The organism is Streptomyces alboflavus, from assembly GCF_000716675.1.
In the GTDB taxonomy this organism is placed as follows: domain Bacteria; phylum Actinomycetota; class Actinomycetes; order Streptomycetales; family Streptomycetaceae; genus Streptomyces; species Streptomyces alboflavus.
Map to the genome: position 1 here is coordinate 55,740 of NZ_JNXT01000041.1, position 22,169 is coordinate 77,908.

19 protein-coding genes and 1 pseudogene are annotated in these 22,169 nt (G+C 72.3%); 10 read left to right on the plus strand and 10 right to left on the minus strand.

The annotated features are described in order from the left end of the window. The first annotated feature begins 176 nt into the window (after positions 1–176). Genes OO63_RS27790 through OO63_RS27800 form a run of 3 tightly spaced genes read left to right on the plus strand, consistent with a single transcriptional unit; the run spans position 177 to position 2,766 of the window. Positions 177–1,607, plus strand: coding sequence for an MFS transporter (locus OO63_RS27790; RefSeq protein ID WP_051811258.1), 1,431 nt, complete (start codon positions 177–179; stop codon positions 1,605–1,607). A gap of 11 nt (positions 1,608–1,618) precedes the next feature. After that, positions 1,619–2,416, plus strand: coding sequence for a carbon-nitrogen hydrolase family protein (locus OO63_RS27795; protein ID WP_030362101.1), 798 nt, complete (start codon positions 1,619–1,621; stop codon positions 2,414–2,416). Then, positions 2,413–2,766 (plus strand): cupin domain-containing protein, encoded by a 354-nt coding sequence (locus tag OO63_RS27800; RefSeq protein WP_030362102.1) that lies wholly within the window; start codon positions 2,413–2,415, stop codon positions 2,764–2,766. Before OO63_RS27795 ends, OO63_RS27800 begins: the two co-directional genes overlap by 4 nt. Before the next feature lie 67 nt (positions 2,767–2,833). Here OO63_RS27800 and OO63_RS27805 read toward each other — a convergent pair whose 3' ends face one another. Continuing rightward, positions 2,834–3,460, minus strand: a complete 627-nt coding sequence (locus OO63_RS27805; protein ID WP_030362103.1) for a GntR family transcriptional regulator — start codon at positions 3,458–3,460, stop codon at positions 2,834–2,836. Positions 3,461–3,679: 219 nt separating this feature from the next. On the opposite strand from OO63_RS27805, the gene OO63_RS27810 reads away from it, so the two are divergent. From OO63_RS27810 to OO63_RS27825, 4 genes are all read left to right on the plus strand, one after another. Beyond that, positions 3,680–4,051: a hypothetical protein gene (locus tag OO63_RS27810; protein WP_030362104.1), complete on the plus strand. Its 372-nt coding sequence runs from the start codon at positions 3,680–3,682 to the stop codon at positions 4,049–4,051. Positions 4,052–4,279: 228 nt separating this feature from the next. Continuing rightward, positions 4,280–4,858 carry a CoaC/EpiD family decarboxylase gene (locus tag OO63_RS27815; protein WP_033264520.1) on the plus strand — a complete coding sequence of 193 codons (579 nt, stop codon included), beginning with the start codon at positions 4,280–4,282 and terminating at the stop codon, positions 4,856–4,858. Positions 4,859–5,127: 269 nt separating this feature from the next. Further along, positions 5,128–6,333 (plus strand): 4-hydroxybenzoate 3-monooxygenase, encoded by a 1,206-nt coding sequence (locus tag OO63_RS27820; protein ID WP_234311374.1) that lies wholly within the window; start codon positions 5,128–5,130, stop codon positions 6,331–6,333. Between the two features lie 212 nt (positions 6,334–6,545). Then, positions 6,546–8,267, plus strand: coding sequence for a methyltransferase (locus OO63_RS27825; protein ID WP_030362107.1), 1,722 nt, complete (start codon positions 6,546–6,548; stop codon positions 8,265–8,267). A gap of 250 nt (positions 8,268–8,517) precedes the next feature. On the opposite strand, the gene OO63_RS27830 is transcribed toward OO63_RS27825, so the two are convergent. Then, a complete protein-coding gene (locus tag OO63_RS27830) occupies positions 8,518–9,342 on the minus strand; it encodes an SDR family NAD(P)-dependent oxidoreductase (RefSeq protein ID WP_078619395.1) in 825 nt (274 codons plus the stop codon). A 103-nt stretch (positions 9,343–9,445) separates the two neighbouring features. Here OO63_RS27830 and OO63_RS27835 point away from each other — a divergent pair, with 103 nt between their 5' ends. Continuing rightward, entirely contained in the window at positions 9,446–10,072 is a 627-nt protein-coding gene (locus tag OO63_RS27835) for a TetR/AcrR family transcriptional regulator (RefSeq protein ID WP_030362109.1), read from the plus strand. A 41-nt stretch (positions 10,073–10,113) separates the two neighbouring features. Here the strand turns inward: OO63_RS27835 and OO63_RS27840 are convergent, their stop codons facing one another. The 3 genes from OO63_RS27840 to OO63_RS27850 all read right to left on the minus strand — a co-directional run bounded on the left by OO63_RS27840 (position 10,114) and on the right by OO63_RS27850 (position 12,152). Then, positions 10,114–10,674: a CGNR zinc finger domain-containing protein gene (locus OO63_RS27840; protein ID WP_030362110.1), complete on the minus strand. Its 561-nt coding sequence runs from the start codon at positions 10,672–10,674 to the stop codon at positions 10,114–10,116. 31 nt (positions 10,675–10,705) lie between these two features. Next, positions 10,706–10,972: a hypothetical protein gene (locus OO63_RS27845; protein WP_033264521.1), complete on the minus strand. Its 267-nt coding sequence runs from the start codon at positions 10,970–10,972 to the stop codon at positions 10,706–10,708. A gap of 97 nt (positions 10,973–11,069) precedes the next feature. Then, positions 11,070–12,152, minus strand: coding sequence for an alpha/beta fold hydrolase (locus OO63_RS27850; RefSeq protein WP_030362112.1), 1,083 nt, complete (start codon positions 12,150–12,152; stop codon positions 11,070–11,072). A 315-nt stretch (positions 12,153–12,467) separates the two neighbouring features. Here OO63_RS27850 and phoA point away from each other — a divergent pair, with 315 nt between their 5' ends. Next, on the plus strand, positions 12,468–13,847 hold the full coding sequence (gene phoA / locus OO63_RS27855; RefSeq protein WP_030362113.1) for an alkaline phosphatase: 1,380 nt from the start codon (positions 12,468–12,470) through the stop codon (positions 13,845–13,847). A gap of 80 nt (positions 13,848–13,927) precedes the next feature. Here the strand turns inward: phoA and OO63_RS27860 are convergent, their stop codons facing one another. After that, positions 13,928–16,042 carry a TerD family protein gene (locus OO63_RS27860; protein WP_030362114.1) on the minus strand — a complete coding sequence of 705 codons (2,115 nt, stop codon included), beginning with the start codon at positions 16,040–16,042 and terminating at the stop codon, positions 13,928–13,930. Between the two features lie 140 nt (positions 16,043–16,182). Then, positions 16,183–17,418: a PucR family transcriptional regulator gene (locus OO63_RS27865; protein ID WP_106983486.1), complete on the minus strand. Its 1,236-nt coding sequence runs from the start codon at positions 17,416–17,418 to the stop codon at positions 16,183–16,185. A gap of 283 nt (positions 17,419–17,701) precedes the next feature. Between OO63_RS27865 and OO63_RS27870 the strand changes: the two genes are divergently transcribed. Next, complete coding sequence (locus OO63_RS27870) at positions 17,702–18,631, plus strand: DUF4394 domain-containing protein (protein WP_051811259.1); 930 nt, start codon at positions 17,702–17,704, stop codon at positions 18,629–18,631. A 23-nt stretch (positions 18,632–18,654) separates the two neighbouring features. On the opposite strand, the gene OO63_RS27875 is transcribed toward OO63_RS27870, so the two are convergent. From OO63_RS27875 to OO63_RS27885, 3 genes and pseudogenes are all read right to left on the minus strand, one after another. Then, positions 18,655–19,962: a vWA domain-containing protein gene (locus OO63_RS27875; RefSeq protein ID WP_078619396.1), complete on the minus strand. Its 1,308-nt coding sequence runs from the start codon at positions 19,960–19,962 to the stop codon at positions 18,655–18,657. Then, on the minus strand, positions 19,959–21,269 hold the full coding sequence (locus OO63_RS27880) for an AAA family ATPase (protein WP_030362118.1): 1,311 nt from the start codon (positions 21,267–21,269) through the stop codon (positions 19,959–19,961). The genes OO63_RS27875 and OO63_RS27880 overlap by 4 nt, the downstream gene beginning before the upstream one ends. 118 nt (positions 21,270–21,387) lie before the next feature. Beyond that, positions 21,388–22,169, minus strand: a pseudogene (locus OO63_RS27885) (hypothetical protein); the annotation flags it as partial.

Genomic DNA, 22,169 nt, shown 5'->3' on the forward strand with positions numbered 1-22,169 from the left:
CGAGGGTGGAAAGGGGGAGGGGGAGGGGCCGTGGCTCGCGCGCCCCGCTACATCCCGGTCCATCCGTTTTTCGTCGTCGCGAACTTCTCCCGCAGGGGCTTGCGCATACGACCTGTATACAAGAAGTATGCCGGAAGGTCGATGTCCCCCGGCCTCCCCCAGCAAGGATGGGAACCATGTCCGACACCCCGAAGGACGACACGAAGGACAACGCACAGTCGTCGGACCGGCGCTCCGGCGTCCGCCGGGCCTTCGTCGCGAGCCTGACCGGCACGGCCCTGGAGTGGTACGACTTCGCCGTCTACTCCGCCGCGGCCGCCCTGGTCTTCGGCGACCTGTTCTTCCCCTCGGAGGACCCGCTCACCGGCACGCTCCTTGCGTTCTCCACGTACGCGGTCGGCTATGTGTCGCGCCCGCTGGGCGGGTTCGTCTTCGGTCGCCTCGGTGATGTGATCGGCCGCAAGAAGGTGCTGATCGCCACGCTGGTCCTGATCGGCGCGGCCACGTTCCTGATCGGTGTCCTGCCCGCGTACTCGACGGTCGGCGTGGCCGCGCCGATCGCCCTGGTCGTGCTGCGCTTCGCGCAGGGTGTCGGCGTCGGCGGCGAGTGGGGCGGCGCCGTCCTGCTGTCCAGCGAGTTCGGGGACCCGCGCCGCCGCGGCTTCTACGCCTCCGCCGCCCAGGTCGGCCCGCCCGCCGGGAACCTGCTGGCCAACGGCGTGCTGGCCGCCCTCGGCGCGCTGCTGACCGAGGCGCAGTTCGAGTCGTGGGGCTGGCGGGTGGCGTTCCTGTTCTCCGGCGTCCTCGTCGCGTTCGGGCTGTGGATCCGGGCGAAGCTGGAGGAGACGCCGGTGTTCAAGGCGATGGCGGCCGAGCAGTCCCGGCCGGAGGCGCCCGTACGCGAGGTGTTCACGACCCAGCCCCGCGCCCTGCTCGCCGCGATCCTGTGCCGCGTCGGCCCCGACGTGCTGTACGCCATGTTCACCGTCTTCGTCCTGACGTACGCCACCAAGGAACTCGACATGTCACGCGGCTCCGCCCTCGCCGCCGTGCTCATCGGCTCCTCGGTCCAGGTCTTCCTGATGCCCCTGGCCGGTGCGCTCTCCGACCGGGTCAACCGCCGCCTGCTGTACGGCGCTGCCTCGGTCGCCGCCGGTGTGTGGCCCTTCGTGTTCTTCCCGATGGTCGGCGGCGGCAGCTGGCTGCCGCTCGCCACGGGGGTCGTCGTGGGCCTGGTCATCCACTGTTGTCTGTACGGCCCGCAGGCCGCGTTCATCACCGAACAGTTCGAGCCCCGGCTGCGCTCCACCGGCTCGTCCCTGGCCTACACCCTCGCCGGGATCATCGGCGGCGCCGTCGCCCCGCTGCTGTTCACCACCCTGCTGAGCGCGTACGACAGCTGGGTGCCGCTGGCCGTGTACATCGCCCTCGCCTCGGCCGTCTCCCTCGTCGGCGTCTGGCTGGGGCGCGACCCGGAGGCGGCGGTCGACGAGGACGCCGCGCTCGGCACACACGCCGCGCCCGGCACGCCCCCCGCGCCCGCCACGCCGGAAGCGCAGGAGTACACGCCCACGCCCACACCCACGCACACCACAACCACCACCTGAGGAGACCCACCGTGCGGATCGCCCTGAGCCAGCTCACCACCGGCCCCGACCCCGGCAAGAACCTGCTCCTCGTGGAGGAATGGACACGGCGGGCGGCGGACGCCGGAGCCCGCGTCGTCGTCCTCCCGGAGGCGTCGATGGCCTGCTTCGGCACCCCGCTCGCACCGCTCGCCGAGCCCCTCGACGGGCCGTGGGCCGACGGCGTACGACGGATCGCCGACGCCACCGGCACGGTCGTCGTGGCCGGGATGTTCACCCCGGCTCCCGGCGGCCGGGTGGCCAACACCCTGCTCGCCACCGGCGCCGGGGTCGAGGCGTCGTACGACAAGATCCATCTCTACGACGCCTTCGGCTACCGCGAGTCCGACACCGTCGCCGCCGGGTCCGGCACGACGGTCATCGACGTGGACGGCGTCCGGCTGGGCCTCGCCACCTGCTACGACGTCCGGTTCCCTGAGCTGTTCCGGGCGCACGCCGACGCCGGAGCCGCCGCCACGCTGCTGGCCGCGTCCTGGGGCGCCGGGCCCGGCAAGCGCGAGCAGTGGGAGCTGCTGGTGCGGGCCCGCGCACTGGACGCCACCGTGTGGGTCGGCGCCGTGGACCAGGCCGACCCCGGCCCTGGAGCCGACCATGGCTCCGCCCCCACGGGGATCGGGCACAGTCTCGTCGTCGGACCCGACGGGACCGTACGGCACACTCTGGGCGCCGAGCCGGAGCTGCTGGTGGCCGACCTGGACATCGACGAGGTCGCCGCGGTCCGGCGGCGCACCTCCGTACTGGCGAACCGGCGCCCGGAGGTGTGGCGATGAGCAAGCCCGAGCTGGAGTTCCACCGCCCCGACGGACCGTGGCGGACCCCGGCCGGCGCCGGCCCGGGCGTCGAGGAGCGCGTCCTGGCCGACGACCCCGAGCACGGTTCCCGTACGGCGCTCGTCCGCTGGGCGCCGGGCACCGACAGCTCGGCGGACGGCGTGGCCCGCCACGACTTCTGGGAGGAGGTCTACCTCGTCGAGGGGGCGATGCACGATCTGACGCTCGACCGGACGTTCACCGCGGGCATGTACGCCTGCCGCCCGCCGGGGATGCCGCACGGGCCCTGGGCTTCGCCGGACGGCGTGACCATGCTGGTGATCACTTACCCGGAACCCGACCGAGGGTGACCGGCGAGGTCGCCGCGCCCCGTCCGCCCCGTCCGTCCTGTCCGTCCCGTACCGAGGCCGATCCCGCCTAGCCCTCCAGCAGCACCTTGAGCGTCGACTCCAGATGGTGGTCGATGGCGGCACACGCGGCCCGCGCGTCACCGGCCGCCAGCGCGTCCAGGATGGCCGCGTGTTCCTCAAGGACCGCTTCCTGACGGCCCTGCTGGTTGAAGAGAGCGACCACTCCGGCACGGACCTGGCGGCTGCGCAGGCCGTCGTAGTGCCGGTCGAGGAGGGCGTTGCCGACGGCGGACACCAGGGCCGCGTGGAAGCGGTGGTCCACGTCGATGAACTCCCGCGCCTGGTCGGCGCCGGTGAGCTCGCGCTGCCGTGCCAGCAGGGATCGCAGCTCCGCCACCGATGCCGCTCCCCCGGCGACGAGCTGCTCGGCGGCGTATCGCTCGACGATGCCCCGCAGCTCCATGAGCTCGCGGATCTCCCGGCCCGTCAGCGGGGACACCCGGGCGCCCCGCTTGGGCACAAGCTCGACCAGGTCCTCGGCCGCGAGCTGCAGCAACGCTTCCCTGACGGGCGTACGGGAGACACCGATACGGTCCGCGAGCTCCTGCTCCGACAGGAAGGTGCCCTGCATCTCGGGATCCGTCAGCACCGTGTCCTTGAGATACGCGTACGCCTTGTCCCGACCGGACGTCACCGCAACTCCCAGTTGTCGCATACAGCTTGTATACGGACGCTACCACGCAGGTTCGTGGGGGCCTTCTCACGGGGAAGCCTTCGACGACGGCGCGTGCGCGGAACAGCCGGCCAGTCGGCCACGGCCATCAGGGGTGCCCTGCCCCGCCTGTCAGTCGGGACGGCGATGCGCCGCACTCGGCTCCAGTTGGGGGTGGGCGGCGGGTGGTAGACATCCGCCATGGCCCCCTTTCTGGTGATGACTGACGGCGAGCATGGTGAATGGCAGGTCGATCGAGACGCGCTGACCACGGCCATTCAGGCTCGATGGGCGGGCGTCGAGGTCGACTCGACGCACCGCGGTGAGGTGCGGAGCTGTTGCTGGTCCTTCGAGACGGAGAGCGGTCCGGGCGAGGCGTATCTGCACGAGGACGGCACTTGCCTGTACCTGGATGTCCTGCAGGAGGACGCTGCCTGGTTGGCGATCGCGTTCCGCCGACTAGCGCCAGCGGATGTCGACGTCGTGTTGTGCGATCAGGGTTACACCTTCGACGTTCGGCTTCGGCCGGAGGCCACCGACGTCGAGCTGGCCGACTTGATCAATTCGTCCTGACTGGACTGAGGCCGACGTACACCACGGGCGCACCAGTTCGGGCGGGGTGCGGCGGGGATCACATTGAATGCGGTCAGGTACCGCGCATGCGCATGTCGGCCCTTCGGCCAGGTCAGCGCCCGCCCCTGCCTCACCTGTCGCTGGGCGCCGCCGGACCCCGGATCGCCTCTCATCCACCTGCTTCGGGAGTAGTTGTCCGACGCCGGCACCCGCGGTGGGATGAGGCGCATGACCTCGAGCTCACGGACCCTGTACCTGTTCGCCTCGGCCGCGCCGCCGGTATTCGATCTCGGGCGGGTCATCGAGATGGCGCAGGGCGACGACGGCTGGAACGTGTGCGTCGGCCTCACGCCGACCGCGGCGCGCTGGGTCGCGGACGGCCTTGACGACGGCCTCGACGGATTGGAGGCCCTGACCGGGCACCCCGTCCGGAGTGAGTACAAACTCCCCGGTCGGCCCGATGTCTGGCCCCCTGCGGACGCGATCCTCTTCGCCCCGGCGACGTTCAACTCCCTCAACTCATGGGCCCTGGGCCTCACATCGTCCTTCGTGGTGGGCGTCGCCGCCGAGGCCATCGGCAAGAACATCCCCACGGTGACGGTGCCTTGCGTGAACGCTGCGTATGTCCGGCATCGCCAGTTCGACCGGAGTGTGGCGGAGCTGCGCGAGCAGGGGGTGGTGGTGCTGTACGGGGAAGGTGGGTTCACCCCTAATCCGGCTGGGTCGGGGGAGCCGAAGGGGTATCCGTGGGGGCTTGCGCTTGAGGCTGTGAAGGGGGTGGTTGGTGGGTCGAGGGGTGGCGGGTGAGGGCGAGCTGCGCCTTGTCCGCCTGCTGAGGTGGTGGCTTCGGCGGGCGCCGGACCCAGAGGAACACCGGTGATCGGCAGTCACCCACCTCCCGCCGCCTCAGGCCCACCGACCCTCGCCGCCGACCCCACGGCAGCAGCCGAGCCCGCGCCCACCCCCTCACGTCAGCGCATGCGCCAACCCGCACGCCCCACCTCACTGCTACAACTCCTCTCCTTAGGGTGATTTCTTCACGTACTTCACTTTCTCGGCACCTACGATCACGTTTCGTGACAGATAGGCAGAACCGGTGTCCAGCCGATGTGGTCGTCCTCGGCGCCGGACCGGCCGGGCTCGTGGTGGGGAATCTTCTTCAGGCTCGTGGGATCGACTGTGTCGTCCTGGAGCGGGCCGGGCGCGCGCAGGTGCAGGCGCGGGCGCGGGCCGGGTTTCTGGCCGCCAACACCGTGCGGATTCTGGAGCGGCACGGGCTGGATGAGGGGCTGCGGCTGCGGGGGCGGGGCCACAGCACGTGTGAGTTCCGGAGTGCGGACGGGCGGTTCCGGCTGGACTACGGCGGGCTCGGGCGTGGGGAGCGGCACACCGTTTATCCCCAACAGGAGCTGGTCAGCGATCTGTTGGCGCGCTTTCTGGGGCTCGGCGGGCGCGTCGACTTCGGCGTCGAGGCCGTCGCCGTCCTCGACGCCGACACCGGGCAGCCCTCCGTCACCGTGCGCGACGCGGACGGGCGGCCCAGGCGGTGGCACGCACGGTACGTCGCCGGGTGCGACGGGCGGCACGGGGCGGCCCGGCGTTCGCTGCCGGTCGGGTCCGTGCGCCGCCACCACCTCGACCACGGCGTGAGCTGGCTCGGGCTGCTCGCCGAGGCGCCGCCCAGCCTGGACGCCGTCGGGTACGCCGTGCACGAGCGGGGGTTCGCCGGGCACATGGCGCGGACCAGTGAGGTCACCCGGTACTACGTGCAGTGCGAGCGCGGTACGCCAGCTGGTGCCTGGTCCGAGGAGCGGGTCTGGGAGGAGTTGGAACTGCGCATGTGGGCGGACAAGTACGGCCCGCTTCACCGGGGGCGGCTCCTCCAGCGCGCCGTCGTCGATCTCGAGTCCGACGTACTCGAACCGCTGCGCCACGGTTCGCTGTTCCTCGTCGGCGACGCCGCCGCACTCGTCAGCCCGTCTGCCGCCAAGGGCGCCAACCTCGCCGTCCTGGAGGCGGAGATCCTCGCCGATGCCCTCGTCGACGACCTCGTCCACGGCGACTCCAAGGGGCTCGACGCCTACTCCACGCGCTGCCTGGCCCACATCTGGCGTGCGCAGGAGTTCTCCCACTGGATGATCCGGCTGTTGCACCGTCCGTCGTCCGGTGAAGCGGGCGGCTCGGCGGCCTTCCACGACTCCCTGCGGCGCGCCCGCCTCAGTTCGTTGCGTACGTCGCGGAGCCAGCAGGACTGGTTCGCCGAGCAGTACGTCGGCGTCTGAGATCTGGGATTCGGCGCCCGGCTGCGAACTGCGGCCGCGTACTGCGACTGCGTACCCCGACTGCCTGCTGCGGCTCTCCGCTCCGCGTGCCTCCGCCCGCCTGCGCCCGTGCCCCAGCCCCTGCCCCTGCCCCTGCCCCTGCCCCTGCTCTACCTCTCCCTGCCCGTTTCACCCCAATTTTCACCCCCACCCCGAAACCGAGGAACCCCGCAGTGACCACGACCTTGTCGGGCGACACCTCCCGCCTGCTCGCGACCGTCGACTTCGTCAAGGAGCAGGACACCGCCGCCCTGCTCCCCCTCCTCTTCCCCGGGCTCGACGGGCCCGAGCTGCGGACTCTCGTCGAGCACTGCCGCTTCTCACACGCCGCGCAGCTCGTCTTCCCCGCGGACGAGGCGGAGTTGCGGAACATGCTCGGCGCCTGCGGGCTCGTCCCGACGCTGCCGCCGGGGCCGAGTGTCGTCGTGCGCGAGCGACTTGCCGTACGGCACAAGCGGCGGGCGGGCGACCTTGACGTCGGCATCCTGCGGCCCCCGGTCGTCGGTGTGGACGGGGCGCGCCGGACGGTCGAGGTGTTCGTGCTGACCGTGCCGCCGGGGTCGGACCTGGACGCCGTCGCCGTGGCCGAGCGGGAGGGGCAGCACGAGGCGCACGTGGCCTTCGAGGTCGTAACGCCCGATCCGCTGGTGCTGCGCGGCCTGTGTGCGACCTTCGCGCGCTATGGGGCGACCGCGGACGGCGGTGGCTACAACCCGCACGAGAACGGCACGGTCTTCTACTTCGGCACGGCCGCCGAGGCCAAGGTCGGTTATCGGCGCGTGGAGTTGTACGTCCCCGGGGACCACCGCGACGTACTCTCCGCGCACCTCGACGAGTTTCGCGCACGGCAGCCCGCCGAAACGGTCCTGCGCCTGCTGACCGGGGCATGGACGACGCAGGCGCTTGCCGCCTTCACCGAGCTGCGGGTGCCCGACGCCATGGCGGGGGAGAGCGAGGGGGAGGGCGGGCGAGGCATCGGCGTCGAGGAGCTGGCGCGGAAGGTCGGCGCGCGGCCACGGAACCTGGCGACGCTGCTGCGCTATCTCGCCATGCTGGGCGTCGTGGCGGAGGGCCGCGACGGCTTCCGGCTCACCGCGGTCGGCGCCCTGCTGCGGGCCGGTGAGCGGGGGTCGATGCGGGCGCTCGCGCTGATGTACGGCGGGCCGTTCTACCAGTCCTTCGCCGGGCTCGGGCACACCGTGCGTACGGGACAGGTCGCCTTCGAGCGGCACTTCGGCGAGAACCACTTCGACCACTTCGCCCGCGACCCCCGGCTCGCGGAACTCTTCGACCAGTCCATGGCCGCCGGGTCCGCCATGTTCGACCCGGTCCCCACGCATCCGGTGCTCACCGCCGCGGCCGGGGCGCCCGCCGGGGCCACGGTGGTCGATGTCGCGGGTGGCAACGGGGAGTTGCTCGGCCGCGTACTCGCCGCGCACCCCCGGCTGGACGGGGTCCTGCTGGAGCGCCCGCACGTCGTCGAGGCCGCCCGCCGACAGCTGGCGGAGCTCGGCCCGCGATGCGCCTTCCTCGCCGGGGACTTCGCGGACGTACCCGCGGGCGGTGACGTCTACGTCCTGTCCCGCGTCCTGCACGACTGGGACGACGAGCAGTGCCGCGAGATTCTGCGCCACTGCGCCCGCGCGATGCCCGCCCACGCCGACCTGCTCGTCGTGGAACGCGTGCTGCCCGCCGACGGGGCGTACTCCCTGGCGACCGCGTGGGACCTCCACATGATGTGCAACGTCGGCGGCCGCGAACGGACCGCCGACCACTACGGCGGACTGTTCGCCGACGCCGGGCTCACCCTGGTGGGCCAGACGCCGTTGCCGTTGGACGGCGCGGTGCTGCACGTCAGGAGGAACGGAGGGGCGGAAGGGGCGGCCTCGGCCTAGGGCTGGCCAAGGGGACGGCACCCGTCGGCGCGGCAGCGGCAGCTGCCGCGCCCGGGTGCGCGGATCGCAGAGCCCGCCCCACGGTCACGGTTGGGCGGGGCCGACTGGATCGACGACCGGAGTTCGCCGCCTACGGGCTCGGCGAAGAAGCGATCACTGAGCTGCGTCGGTGGGCACAGACGTGGGCCGACGACATCGGTGAACGACTCCAGGAGCTGGAGACTCCGCAGGACGACTGAAACCCCACGGCCTACGCCGCGATCACCGCCACCCCCGTCCTCCCCCCGTCCACATCCACCACCGTCCCGTGCACGAACGACGCCTCCTCGCTCGCCAGCCAGACCGCCGCGTGGGCGATGGCGGACGGGGAGCCGACCGAGCCCGCCGGGGTGCCGTTCATCATCGCCTCGCCCGGGTGGGGGGTCGCGCCCGGTGGGGTCGGGGGGAGGACCACGCCGGGGGAGATCGCGTTGACGCGGACTCCCCGGGGGCCGAACTCCGCTGCCCAGGCTCGGGTGAGGGTCTCCATCGCGCCCTTCGTGGAGGCGTAGAGCGCGCCCAGCGGGACGCTCAGGCGGGCCACCCAGGAGCCGAGGTTGATGATGACGCCGCCGCCCGCCTCCGTCATCGCCGGGGCCACGGCCGCGGTGAGGAAGAAGGGGGCCTTCACGTTCACGCCGTAGACGTGGTCGAAGGTCTTCTCGTCCGTGGCGGTCGTGGCGGGGGCCGGGTATACGCCCGCGTTGTTCACCAGGATGTCGATGCGGCCGCCCAGGGTCGCCCGGGCCCGGTCCGCCAGGTCCCGTGACGCCGCCTCGCTGCCGTCCAGGTCCGCCGCCACGAAGTCCGCCCTGCCGCCGGACGCCCGGATGCCCTCGACCACCTGGGCGCCGCGTTCCGCGTTGCGGCCGGACACGATCACGTGCGCGCCCTCCGCCGCGAACGCCTCCGCGATCGCCTGGCCGATGTTGCTCGTCGAGCCCGTGATCAGCGCCGTCCTGTGCGTCAGCCGCAGGCGCCGGTCCAGGTCCTGCCTCTGCCCCGGTGTCCGTCGTTCCGTCCGTCGTTCCGCCATGGCGTGGTCTCCCTGTCTCCTGGGGTGTGCCGGCCACTGTGCTTCGTGGAAAATGGACCAGCAAGTCCAGAAATTGGGGAGCCGGGAGCAGGGAGTGGCGGCCATGGCTGACGCGTTCACCGCCAAGGGGCGCGCCACCCGCGCCCGCATCGTCGAAGGCGCCGCCCTCGTCCTGCGCGAGCAGGGCGTCGGGTTCACCACCCTCGACGACATCCGTGGGCGAACGGGAACCAGCAAGAGTCAGCTCTTCCACTACTTCCCCGACGGGAAGGACGAACTGCTCCTCGCCGTCGCCCAGTTCGAGGCCGATCGGATCCTGGAGAACCAGCAGCCGCATCTGGGGCAGCTGGACTCGTGGGAGTCCTGGCAGCGGTGGCGCGACGTCGTGGTCGAGCGGTACGAGACGCAGGGGGACCACTGCCCGTCCGGGGCGCTGTTCCTGCACGTCGGGCGGGCCCGGCCGGGTGCGCGGGCCATCGTCACCGAGCTGATGCGGCAGTGGCAGGCACAGCTCGCCCGCGGCATGCGCGCCCTCCAGGCAGGCGGGCTGGTCTCGGCGGACCTCGACGTCGAGCGGGCCGCCGCCGCGCTGCTCGCCGGGCTTCAGGGCGGCGTCGCCATCCTCATGTCCACGGGCGACTCGACCCACCTCAAGGCCGCCATCGACACCGGGATCGAGCATCTGAGGGCGAGCCGGGGCCGGGAGGGGCCGAGGGAGGGGGAGGCCTAGGGCCTCGATGGCGCGCGCTCCGGCCGGGCGGGGCCGGACGGTCAGTGCGCCACCGCGGGCCCGCTCCTCCTGCGGGCCCGGTACGCCGCCGCCTTGATCTTGTTGCCGCACGACTCCATCCCGCACCACTGCCGCCGCGCGCCCCGCGAGCGATCCACGTAGGTGCGCGTGCACTCGGGATTGCCGCACTCCTTGAGCAGCGGTACGTCCGGGCCGCCGAGCAGCTCCACGGCGTGCCGCGCCACCGTCGACAGGGCCTCCCCCGGCGTGGCCTGCGTCCAGCGCCCCGCGGGGGTGAGCTGCGGGACGGCGGGCAGCTCGCGGGCCGCGTTGTTCACCACCGTCAGCGCCGTCCCGTCGTACTCCTCGCCGAGGCGGCGTGCCGTGACGAGCAGGTAGACGGCTTCCCGCACCGCCTTCGCCTGCGCTACGTCACCCTCCTGACCTGGGGATACCGCGTCCACGACGCCCGACTCCACGTACCACGCGGTCAGCCGCTCCGGCGACACGAACATCTCGAAGCGCAGGGAGCGCCGGGCGCGGAGGGTCGCGGCGAAGTCGAGGGCCGGGTTGCCGCAGACGAAGACGTGGTCGAGGTTCACGTCACTCTTTCCGGCGGGCGCCGGTGTGGGCTCAGAGGCCCAGGTCGGCGGCCACGCAGGCGAAGGAGCGCCACGATCCCTCGGGGTCGTAGGAGTACCGCGACGGGTGGTGCGGTGTGGCCGTCCGCTCCTCGACCATGTCCTCGTAGCGGATGTGGGCGGGGAGTTGGCCGAACGAGGCCCGGCGAGCGGCGGATTCGGTGCCGTCCGTGGCGCCGGATGCGGTGCGCTCGGCGGCCTGCGTGGGTTGGGTGCGCTGGGTGTGCTGGGTGTGCTGCGCGTTCTGGTTGCTCTCCATGGTCGAACTCCGTTCTCACTGCCAGAAGTTGTCCGCGTAGTCAGAGGTTGTCGGCGTCGCCAGAGGCTGTCCCCGTCGTCAGAGGTTGTCCGCGTCGTCAGAAGCTGTCGACGTCCACGACCGCCTGCGCGAAGGCCGCCGGGGCCTCCTGCGGGAGGTTGTGGCCGATCCCCGCCAGGGTCCGGTGGTCGTACGCGCCCGTGAACCTGTCGCGGTACGAGGCTCCGTTTCCCGGCGCGGTGAAGGGGTCCCGTTCGGGGTCGAGGGTGATGGTGGGGACCGTGATGACGGGGCGGGTGGCGAGTCGGCGCTCCAGGGCGTCGTAGCGGCGCTCGCCGTCGGCGATGCCCAGGCGCCAGCGGTAGTTGTGGATGACCACGGCCGCGTAGTCGGGGTTGTCGAAGGCCGCGGCGGTGCGCTCGAAGGTGGCGTCGTCGAAGTCCCACGTCGGGGAGACGGTGTCCCAGACGAACCTGGTCAGGTCGTGGCGCAGGGCCTTGTCCTCCATGGCGCGGCGGCCGCGCTCGGTGGAGAAGTAGTACTGGTACCACCAGGTGCGTTCGGCGGCGGGGGCCAGGGGCTTCTGGTTGGCCTCGAGGTTGGTGATGAGGTAGCCGCTCACCGAGACGAGGGCCTTGCAGCGGTCGGGCCACAGCGCGGCGATGATGTCGGCGGTGCGGGAGCCCCAGTCGAAGCCCGCGAGGACGGCCTTCTCGATCTTCAGGGCGTCCATGAGGGCGACGATGTCGGTGGCGATGGCCGACTGCTGGCCGTTGCGGAAGGTCCGGGCGGAGCGGAAGCGGGTCGGGCCGTGGCCGCGCAGGTACGGGACGATCACGCGGTAGCCCTGCTCGGCGAGGAGCGGGGCGACGTCCACATAGCTGTGGATGTCGTACGGCCAGCCGTGCAGGCAGATGACCACGGGGCCGTGGGCGGGGCCCAGTTCGGCGTAGGCGACGTGCAGCAGGCCGGCGTCGATGCGCTTGAGGCGGGGGAAGGTGGGCGTGGCCCTCGGGGTGGCGGTGGACGTCGTGCCGGGGGTGGCCGCGGACGCGCCGCCGGGGCGGGCGCCGACCTCGCCTCGGGGCGCGGCGGACGCGCCCCGCACACCCGCCAGCGACGCGGCCGTCGCCCCCGCACCCAGCCCGAACCCCTCGCTGAATCCACGCCTGCTGATCATGCGCATTCCTCCGTGTGTCCACGAATCCACGTACACCGGCTGGTCCGATGCCTGACTTTCACACGCGCCGCGTCACCAGTCAAGACGGTGACGACAAACAGCAAGCGCCCCAGACAGGCGCCATCCGTCACCACACCAACAGGTGATGCCGAATCCGCCGAGGCCAGAGAACCCCCGGCCTCCCCCAGAGGACCGGCGTCGCGTCGCCCTCAGGTCATCGAGAAGGCACCGGCACGTCCCGTCCGGTTCATGTGGCGCTGGTGAGGTGGCTGCACCGTACAAGCACGTGACAAAGCACGTTTTGAGGAGTTCTCCATGGCCGGACCGCGTCTGTCCCGTCGTCGCCTGATAGCTGCCGGTTCCGTGGCCGCCGCCACCGCGGTGGCCGTGACCCTCACCGCGTCGGCGGGAGCGTCCGACACCAAGGACCAGGCCCAGCGGGCCATCAAGGGCGGGAAGGCGAAGAACGTCATCCTGCTCATCGGCGACGGCATGGGCGACTCGGAGATCACTCTCGCCCGGGACTACACGGTGGGCGCGAACGGCCGCCTGAACATGGACAAGTTCCCGCTGACGGGCGCGTACACGACGTACGCGGTGCACAAGGACGGCTCGCCCGACTACGTCACCGACTCCGCCGCGAGCGGCTCGGGCTGGGCCACCGGCGTGAAGACGGTCAACGGGCGCATCTCGAAGACGCCGGGCACCGACAAGGCCGTACCGACGATCCTGGAGCTGGCCCAGAAGAAGGGCTACGCGACCGGCTCGGTCACCACCGCCGAACTCACCGACGCCACCCCGGCCGTGCTCGCCGCGCACGCCACCGACCGCAGCTGCCAGGGCCCGGCCGACATGGCCAAGTGCCCGAAGGACACCATCGCCAAGGGCGGGCCGGGCTCGATCGCCGAGCAGAGCGTCAACCACAAGGTGGACGTGCTCCTCGGCGGCGGCAAGCAGCGGTTCGACCAGAAGGTCACCGACGGCAGGTACAAGGGGCTCACCGTCACGCAGCAGGCGAAGAAGCTGGGCTACCAGGTCGTCACCAACGAACGGGACCTGAAGAAGGTCAAGTCGGTCAAGAACGGCAAGCCCGTCCTCGGCCTCTTCGCGCCCGGCAACGTCCCCGTGGAGTGGACCGGCAAGGGCGCGGCCAAGGGCGGCACCGAGCCGCAGCGCTGCACGACCTCCAACCCGGGCCGCCCGGCGGGCACCCCCGAGCTGAAGGACCAGGCGAGCAAGGCCATCAAGCTCCTCGAGGCCAAGCAGAAGAGCGGCAAGAACAAGCAGGGCTTCTTCCTGCAGATCGAGGGCGCCTCGATCGACAAGCAGGACCACGCGGCCGACCCGTGCGGCCAGATCGGCGAGACGGCCGCCTTCGACCGCGCCGTGAAGGTCGCCCGCGACTACGCCGCCAAGCACCCGGACACCCTGGTCGTCACCACCGCCGACCACGCCCACACCAGCCAGATCGTGCCCCTGGAGGCCCAGCCCCCCGGCCTCTCCTCCACCCTCGTCACCAACGAGGGCCAGCAGCTCAAGGTCAACTACTCCACGAACACCCCCGGCCAGTCCCAGGAGCACACGGGCACCCAGGTCCGCATCGCGGCCCAGGGCCCGCAGGCGTACCGGGTCCTCGGGGTGACGAACCAGACGGACCTGTTCAGGACTGTGCGGGAGGCTCTGCGGCTGGGCTGAGCCAGGAGCAGGACAGAGGTGAGGGTGCCGACCACGGGGTCGGCACCCTCACGCGTGCGCCCGCCTCCTCGGCCGCGCCCTCAGCCCACGGCCGCGCGTTCCGCCGCCGGGCTCCGGCGCGGGGCCGGGCGGTCCAGGTGGGTCACCACCGTGGCGTAGAAGCGGTGGACGGCGTCGTCGACGCTGCGGATGAAGCCCGATTCGGCGTTGCCGCGGCCGCTGCCCATGCCCTTGAAGAGGGAGAGGCGGAAGCCGGTGATCGAGGCGTCGTTGCGGGGCAAGAGGTCGGCGGGTTCCGGGCGCAGCCGTTCCAGCGTGCCCCGCGGGCCTCCCGTGCCGCCTTCCACCAGGGTTTCGATGTGGAGGTCGGCGGGGGCCTCGGCGAGGCGGCGGGCGAGCCGCTTGACCCAGGTCAGGGGGTATCCCTGGTCCGGGGCGGGGATCTCGATGGATGTGCGGAGCTTGCCCGTGCGCAGGTCGGCGGTGATGACGAGGACGCCCGGTGTGCCCTCGATGCGCACCTCCGCCTGCAGCCGTCCCTCGACGCAGAGCTGGTCCGCCAGGCGGGCGCGCCGGGTGCCGGGGTCCGCTCCGCGCCGGGAGCGCTGTACGGGCAGCACCTTCTGGCCGAGTTCGCCGCCGAGCCTGAGACAGACCTGGCGGATGAGCCGCTCCCAGCTCTCCACCACCTCCAGGCTGCGCGGGTCGCCCTGGCAGAGGGTCTCGTCGTCGATCCCGTTGCGCACCGGCACCCAGGCCGAGCCCATGTTCTGGAAGCCGTGGCAGCCGGAGTTCTCGTGCTGGAGGTAGTGCAGCAGTTCCTGGAGCAGCCAGGCGTGCGCCATGTTGCCCACGCCCTCGTGCCGGATCAACATCTGTGCCTGGTGGGCCACTTCGGCCCAGGACAGGTGCCACAGCGCCACCTTGTGCTTGCGCCGCCCGTCGATCCTGACGTCGACCAGTGGGCTGCCTTCGAGCGCGACGTCGTTCGACAGCGTGATCACGGCCTCGTAGCCGCGACGCGCGGCGATGTCCATGTACGCCTGGACCTGCTCGGCCTTGAGGGGGTTCCCGTTGGTCTTCGTCTCGACCAGGACCGTCCACAGCTTGCCGGCCCGCTCGACGCGGATCACGCCGTCCGGCCGGCGAGGGAAGTCGCCGTTGGGCAGCGAGACCTCGGTGAACGTCTCCATGCGGCCCGCCGGCGCCCCGAACCCGGCCGTGAGCCTCCTGCCGAACTCCGGGATCTGCGCCATCACCGACAACAGCACCGACGTGGCCCGCATTTCGCGGTCACGGTCGCTCTTGAGCGCGGAGAGAGGGAAGAGCCTGGCCTCTTTCCAGGTCTCGTTCTCCGCCAGGGACTTCTTGGCCGCCTTCGGCAGGGTGACCTTCTTCTTGGCGGTACGGGGACGTGCCGGGGCCTTCCTCGGCGGCGCGTCCGCGTCCGCGCGCCTCGGCGCCGGGACCGCCGCCAGCGGGGGCGGGGGTTCGCGGTCGGCCGCCGGAGTCGGCTCCGGGGCCACGGCCTCGACCGGAAGCCCGGTCGGGTCCGCGCCCGGAGCCCGGACCGGCGCCGCCGCCTCGGCCGGTACGTCCACAGCCGCACCGTCCAGTGCCGCGGCTTCCAGCGACTCCTCGGTGGCCTCGTCGTCGTCGATGTCGACGCCGAAGTCCGTCGCGAGGCCGGCGAGCCCGCTGTCGTAGCCCTGCCCGACGGCCCGGAACTTCCACTCCGCACCCCGGCGGTAGACCTCGCCGAAGATGAACGCGCTCACCGCGCCCGCGTCCTCGATCGCGAACCGCAGCAGCCCCTCGCCGGAGCCGTCCGCCAACGTGAGCCGCAGGCCGTCCAGTTCACCGAAATGAGCCCCGCCGTACCGGCTCGCCGCGACCACGATCCGGTCGACGCCCTCCGGGACCGCCGACAGGTCGAAGCTGATCCGGTCCTTGTTGCCGCTCCCCGTGGGTGTCTTGCCCAGGAGCTGCACGCTCCCGTCTGCGGCCACGGGATTGTTGTAGAAGTAGAAGTCCCCGTCGCTGCGCACCTTGCCGTCGGCGTCGAGGAGCAGTACGGAGACGTCCGCGTCGCCCTCCCCCGTCGGGCTCGTCCAGTCCAGACTCACGATCACGGAGTCGGCGTTCTCGCTCAGGCTCGCGAGCCCCACATTGGCGCCCTTGCTCAACTCGTACATGCCCCACCCCCAATAGCGCACGTCAGGCACGCGTCGGCCACCACCCCATGACCATGCGTCGACCGAGCCCGTGTGACGTGGCACACACTGACTGCACACCGGAACTGTAGTACCGCGCGAGCACAGCCTGTAGCCGTCCGTCAGAAACGCGGCCCCCAAGCCCCCGACAACCCCCGCCGCACCACCGAACTGAGCACCCGCACCCCCCGCGTCGACCCCGGTGCGAGGCCCGTCAGTTCGCGTACGCGGCGCAGGCGGTAGTCGAGGGTGCGGGGGTGGACGTTGAGGGCCGTTGCCGTGGTCGTGCGGTTCATGTCGTGGGTGTAGTACGCGTCGAGGGTGAGGAGGAGGTCGGGGCCGGGGGCCAGGCGGTGGGCCAGGGTGTGGAGCCAGGCGTCGACGAACGGGACGTCCGCCACGGCGAGTTCGACGAAGACGTCGGCTGTCGTGTGGGGGTGTGCGGGTGCTCTTCGCAGGGGGGCCGCCCTGCTGATGCGTCTCGCGCGATCGAGGGCCGCGGGCAGGTCGGGGAGGTCGGCTGTGGTGGTGCCTGCCGCGCAGGGGGTGGGGAGGGATTGAGCGAAGTCCTGTATGAGGGACAGTACTTCTCTTGGTTGGGTGGGGTCGGGTGTGGTCGAGGGCGCGAGGGCCATGGGGGGCAGCGGGGTCAGGGCTATGAGTTCGCCTGGGGTCGACTCCGTTGGCGGGGACCACATCAGGGGCACCTGGTGCTCCTTGATCAGCGACTCGATCTCTCCCTCCGGGCCCCGGTGCCGCTCCGCGCCCGGGGTGCGGGGCGACGGGACCCGGATCACCGTCACCGCGCAGTACGCGGGTATGTCCATGCCGACGGCGCGGGCGAGTTCGGCCGCCATCGGGTCGCCGGACAGGAGGGCCTTGACGAGGAGCGCGACCTGGTCGACGTACGGGAGCCGGTGGCGCAGCGCGGAGACGAAGCCCTGGCAGTAGGCCTCGATGCCGCGTTCGCCCTGGGCGGCGAACCAGCCCAGGAGGCGCACGAGTTCGTCGGCGCCGCCGTCGCGCTGGGCGTCCGTCGCCTCGTTGACCTCGCGCAGCATCAGCGCGGTGTGCAGGCGCAGGACGCGCCGGCGGGATTCCAGGGACAGGCCCGTGGCGGCTCGGGCCTCGCCCATCGCGGCGATGGCGGTGAGGTCGGAGGGCGTCAACTCCTCGCTGGTCGGGGCGAGTTCGCCGGTGCGGCGGCGCAGCCACACGGCGTACTCCATGGTCTCCGCCCTGGCCCGGGGGTCCGTGTCCAGGATCCCGAACTCCGGGATCTCGCGCGCGTACGCGTCGACCTCCCGGCGGGCGCTGCTCGACGCGCGCCGGGCCAGCTCCGCGAAGAGGTCGCCCATGGCCGGGAGCATGCCATTCCGGTCGAATTGATCGACAGGCCAGATCCGGACGGGGTTTGTCACTTCGCGTGAATGGGGCGGGAAATTGTGCGGGTCCCGGCGGGGCGCTTTTGTCATCGTGCGCAAAGTTGGGGGGCGACGGTCGGCATGTCGTCTTCTTTTCTTGTCGGGCCCCTGCGCGGCGGGCTTAATGGGGTTCCGGCAATACCAGAGCCATATTCACGCCCGTCCGACCTTCTTCACTCGGGAGGAAATCATGAGACGTGATCTCAGAGCCAGGACGATGAAGAGGACAAGCACGTCGAGGAACAGCAAGCGCGTCGTGGCCGCCCTCTCCGCGTCGGCCGCCTGCGCCGCCCTCCTGGTCGCCGCGCCGGGCGCCAGCTCGGCCCCCGACCCGGCGGGGAGCACCAGGGCCACCGCCGCCGCCAAGGCTCCCGCCGCCACCCCGAGCCTCCGCGCCTACGGCATCCTCGTCGGCGGCACCCGCATGGCCACGTTCACCACCGACCGGCCCGACATCCTCGACTGGGTCCGGGTCATCAAGGGGCTCAAGGGGGACACGAAGCTGATCGGCATCGACTACCGGGTGCAGAACGGGCTGATGTACGGCGTCGGCGACCAGGGCGGGATCTACACGATCAAGACGCCGCCGGAGGTCGTGGACGTCGAGGTCACCAAGGTGTCCCAGCTCCAGATCGCCCTGTACGGAACGAAGTTCGGCGTCGACTTCAACCCCGCCGCCGACCGGCTCCGCGTCATCAGCGACAACGCGCAGAACCTGCGGCACAACCTCGGCAACGGCACCACGGAGGAGGACGGCATCCTCACCACCCCGCCGAGCCCCTCACCCGCCCGGGGCGTCACCGCCGCCGCGTACACCAACAACGATCTCAACGGCGCCACCGCGACGACCCTGTTCGACATCAACACCACGACCGACCAGGTCGTCATCCAGTCCCCCGCCAACAACGGCACCCTGGCCCCGACCGGATCCCTGACCCTCGACGCGGGCGCGGATTCCGGTCTGGACATCTTCAGTTATCTGACGGGCGGCAAGACCACCTCGAATATCGCCTTCGCCTCCCTCACCCCGTACGGTGCGGACTCTCCGTCCTTCTACAGCGTGAATGTCTTCACCGGCGAGGCGACAGCCATCGGCCAATTCCCGCTGGATGTCACCGACGTGGCGATCAAACTCGGCGGCAGCTGAGAGATTATTCGGGTAGCCGCCCGCTATCCGATCTCCACCACCCGCGCCCACTGAGGTGGCGTGTCCGGTACGTAGTCGGGGTCGTTCTCGTCCCGCGTCGAGGTGTCGCGGCGGTGGCGGGGGAACAGGCCGACCACCGTCCGGCACGGCGGCTGCGTACTCGGCCACGGTGTCTGACCGTCGGTGAGCGCCACGACGACGTCCGGCGCCGGCCGGGTGCGCAGGGCCCGCGCGAAGCCCGTGCGCAGGTCCGTGCCCCCGCCGCCGATCAGCGGGATGCCCTCGCCCGTGCACAGCGGGTGGACGACGCGCGCCGACGCGTCGCAGGGCAGCACGGAGACCAGGTCGCGGCGGCCGCCCACGGCACGGGCGATCGCCGCCACCTCCAGGAGCGCGCTGCCCAGCTCCGCGTCGCTGACCGAACCCGACGTGTCGACGATCACCGCGACCCGCGGGGGCCTGCGCCGCAGGCTGGGCAGCACCACGCCCGGCACCCCGGCCGACCGCCGCGCGGGCCGCCCGTACGTGTAGTCCTCGCCCAGACCCGGCCCTGACGCGGCCGAGCGCACCGCCGCCCCCAGCAACTCCCGCCACGGCTGCGGCGGATGGAACACCTCTTCCGCCCACCGCTTCCACCCCTTCGGCGCCTTCCCCGGACGGCCGTTCAGCCCCTGCGCCACCCGGAACCGGACGGCGTCCCGCTCCTGCGCGCTCAGCCCGTGGGCGCCCTCCGGGCCGAGGTCCCAGTCCCGTTCCCTGCCGTCGGCGCCGCTGCCGCAGTCCAGCCAGGACAGGTCCGCCGTGCGCGGCCCGAGCCGGAACTGCCGCAGGTAGTCCTCCATCAGCTCCCCCGGCGGCAGGTCAAGCGTCTCAGGCCGCACCGCCCCTTCGGGCCTCGCGAGCCCGTCCCCGTACACGTCGTCGTTGATCTCGCAGTCCGCCGCGATGTTCATCCGCAGCCGGTCGCCCGCACCCGTCAGGCCCCGCTCCCGCGCGACCCGGTCGCCGCGCCCGTGGTGGTCCCGCAGCAGGTGCGACACCTCGTGCACCCACACCCCGGCCAGCTCCGCGACCGGCGTCCGGGCCACGAAGTACGGCGAGACGTAGCACCGCCAGTACCGGTCCACCGCCATCGTCGGCACGTCCCGCGACTCGACGGTGTGCAGGGCGAACAGCGCCGTCGCCAGGTACGGCCGCACCCGCGCCGCGTGCAGCCGGGCGGCGAAGAGCTTCTCCCGGTCCAGGGAGAGGGGGGACGGGGAGGCGTGGGAGGCTCGGGAGGCGTGGGAGGCGCGGGGTACGCCGGGCGCGTTCGGTGCGGCCGCCGTCATCGGCCCGCCCCCGCCCGCGCCGCCGCCTTCGCCGTCGCCTTCGTCCGCGTCCCCTCCCGGTCCGCCCGCTGCGACAGCGACACCGCTCCCGCCAGCCGCTCGATGGACTCCGGTACGTCCCAGTCCTCCTGCCGCAGCGACGCCAGCGTGGTCGCGGGTACGACGACGAGGTCCGGCGCGCCCGTCTCCATCGCCCGGACGAGCAGCGCCCAGGCCGCGTCCCAGCGGGCCCGGTCCGGGCGGTTGCGGACCGCGGCCACCACACCGTCGAGGGCGGCCTGGCGCAGGTCGCCGCGCTCGGGCAGCTCGGCGGCGGCCGGGTCGGCGAGCAGCAGCTCGGGGTCGGGGAGGTCCATCCGGTCGATCCCGGCGAGGAGTTCGAGACCGGGCCCGTCCCCCACCGTGCCCCTGGCGAGCAGGGCGAGCACCTCCCGCGACGAGCCCGCCGCGGTCGCGAACGCGATCAGGCGCAGGGTCATCTCCCAGCTCCGTGGCGAGGGCCAAGGACCGCCCCTGCGCGTCTCGTTGCTCGGCAGCCGGTGTACGAGGGCGGGACGCGCGGCAAGCAGTTCGCACACCGCGCGCCGGGCGAACTCCACGGCCTCCGGCAGCTTCCCGGCGTCGAGCCGGGGCAGGGTCGCCCGGGGCCAGGTCCCGCCGAGTCCGCGTACGACGACCTCGTGGTCGTGGGTCCACTGGAGGTGGACGAACCGGTTGGCCAGGGGCGGGCTCAGCTCCCAGCCGTCGGCCGCCGACGAGCGGGGGTTGGCGGCGGCCACGATCCGTACGTCCGGCGGGAGTTGAAGGGTGCCGATGCGGCGCTCCAGGACGAGCCGGAGCAGCGCGGCCTGCACGGCCGGGGGCGCGGTGGACAGCTCGTCGAGGAACAGCAGGCCCCGGCCCGCCTTCACGAGGCGCACCGCCCAGTCCGGCGGCGCCATCGGGACGCCCTGTTCCGCCGGGTCGTCCCCGACGATGGGCAGCCCCGAGAAGTCCGACGGCTCGTGCACGCTGGCGATCACCGTGGTCAACGGGAGCCCCAGGGACCCGGCGAGCTGGGTCAGCGCGGCGGTCTTGCCGATGCCCGGCTCTCCCCACAGGAGCACGGGAAGGTCGGCGGCCACCGCCAGCGTCAGGGCCTCCAGCTGAATGTCGGGGCGGGGTTCGGTGGTGGTGTCGCGGAGGAGGGTCAGGAGGTCGGCGGCGACGTCGAGTTGGGCGGTCGTGTCGGTGGCGGGAGCGGTGTCGGCGGGCTGTTCCGGCAGGACGGACGGGGTGGACAGGACGGACGGCGTGCAGGTGGGCATGTGTGGTCACCTCTGAGGTCGGTGGTCGGCCGCGTGGGGCCGACGGCAAGCGAGAAAGGGAAAAGGGGGAGAGGGAAAAGGGAGGAGGAGAGGGAAGAGGGTGAGGGGGAAGGGCGCGTCAGTACGCGGTGGTCCGGCGCGGCTGCACGCGGGCGGCACGGGCGCGTCCGGGCCGAACCCTCGCCCCGGGGCCACCGCCACCCCTCGCACCCGCGCCCAACAGCCCCGCCCGGAACAGCCCGTACGTGATCCGCCGCGCCGCCGCGGCCTCCAGCTCGTCCCGCAGCGGGCCCGCGCGCAGGACGGCCTCGGGGCCGAGGAGGCCCTCGACGACGGCGAGCGCGCCCGCGGTGTCGCCGTGGTCGAGGCGTTCGCGGACGCCGGTGAGGCAATCGGGGCGGCGGTGGGCCTCGTCGATGGCGCGCAGGCACGGCAGCGGGGGGCCGCCGAGGGCGACGAGGAGTTCCTCGCGCCGCACCTCGGCCGGGTCGTGGTCGAGCGCGGCGAGGACACCGTCGACGAGTCCGATGCGGTGCCGGGCGCCCCGGCAGTCCACTGCGCGCGGGTCGCCCGTCCGGTCGGGGGTGCGGGACGGCGGGCGCGGCGGGCGGTCCGGTACGAGCGCCGCGGCGACGAGCGGGTGCAGCCCGTCGGCGTCCAGGGCACCGGTGCGCAGCAGTTCGAGGTCGGGCAGGACCCACGTGGCGGCGTCGGGCAGGACGGGCGGCGCGGCCCGGTCCTGGCCACGCCCGCCGACACGGCCCTCGGCACGGTCCTGGCCATGTCGGCCGACACGCCCCCCGGGCCGACCACCGGAACGCCCGCCGCCCCCGCCGCCCACGACCTCCCCCCCGCCCGCCCCGCCCGCCCCGACCGCCCCGTCCAGGCGCAGCACCACCC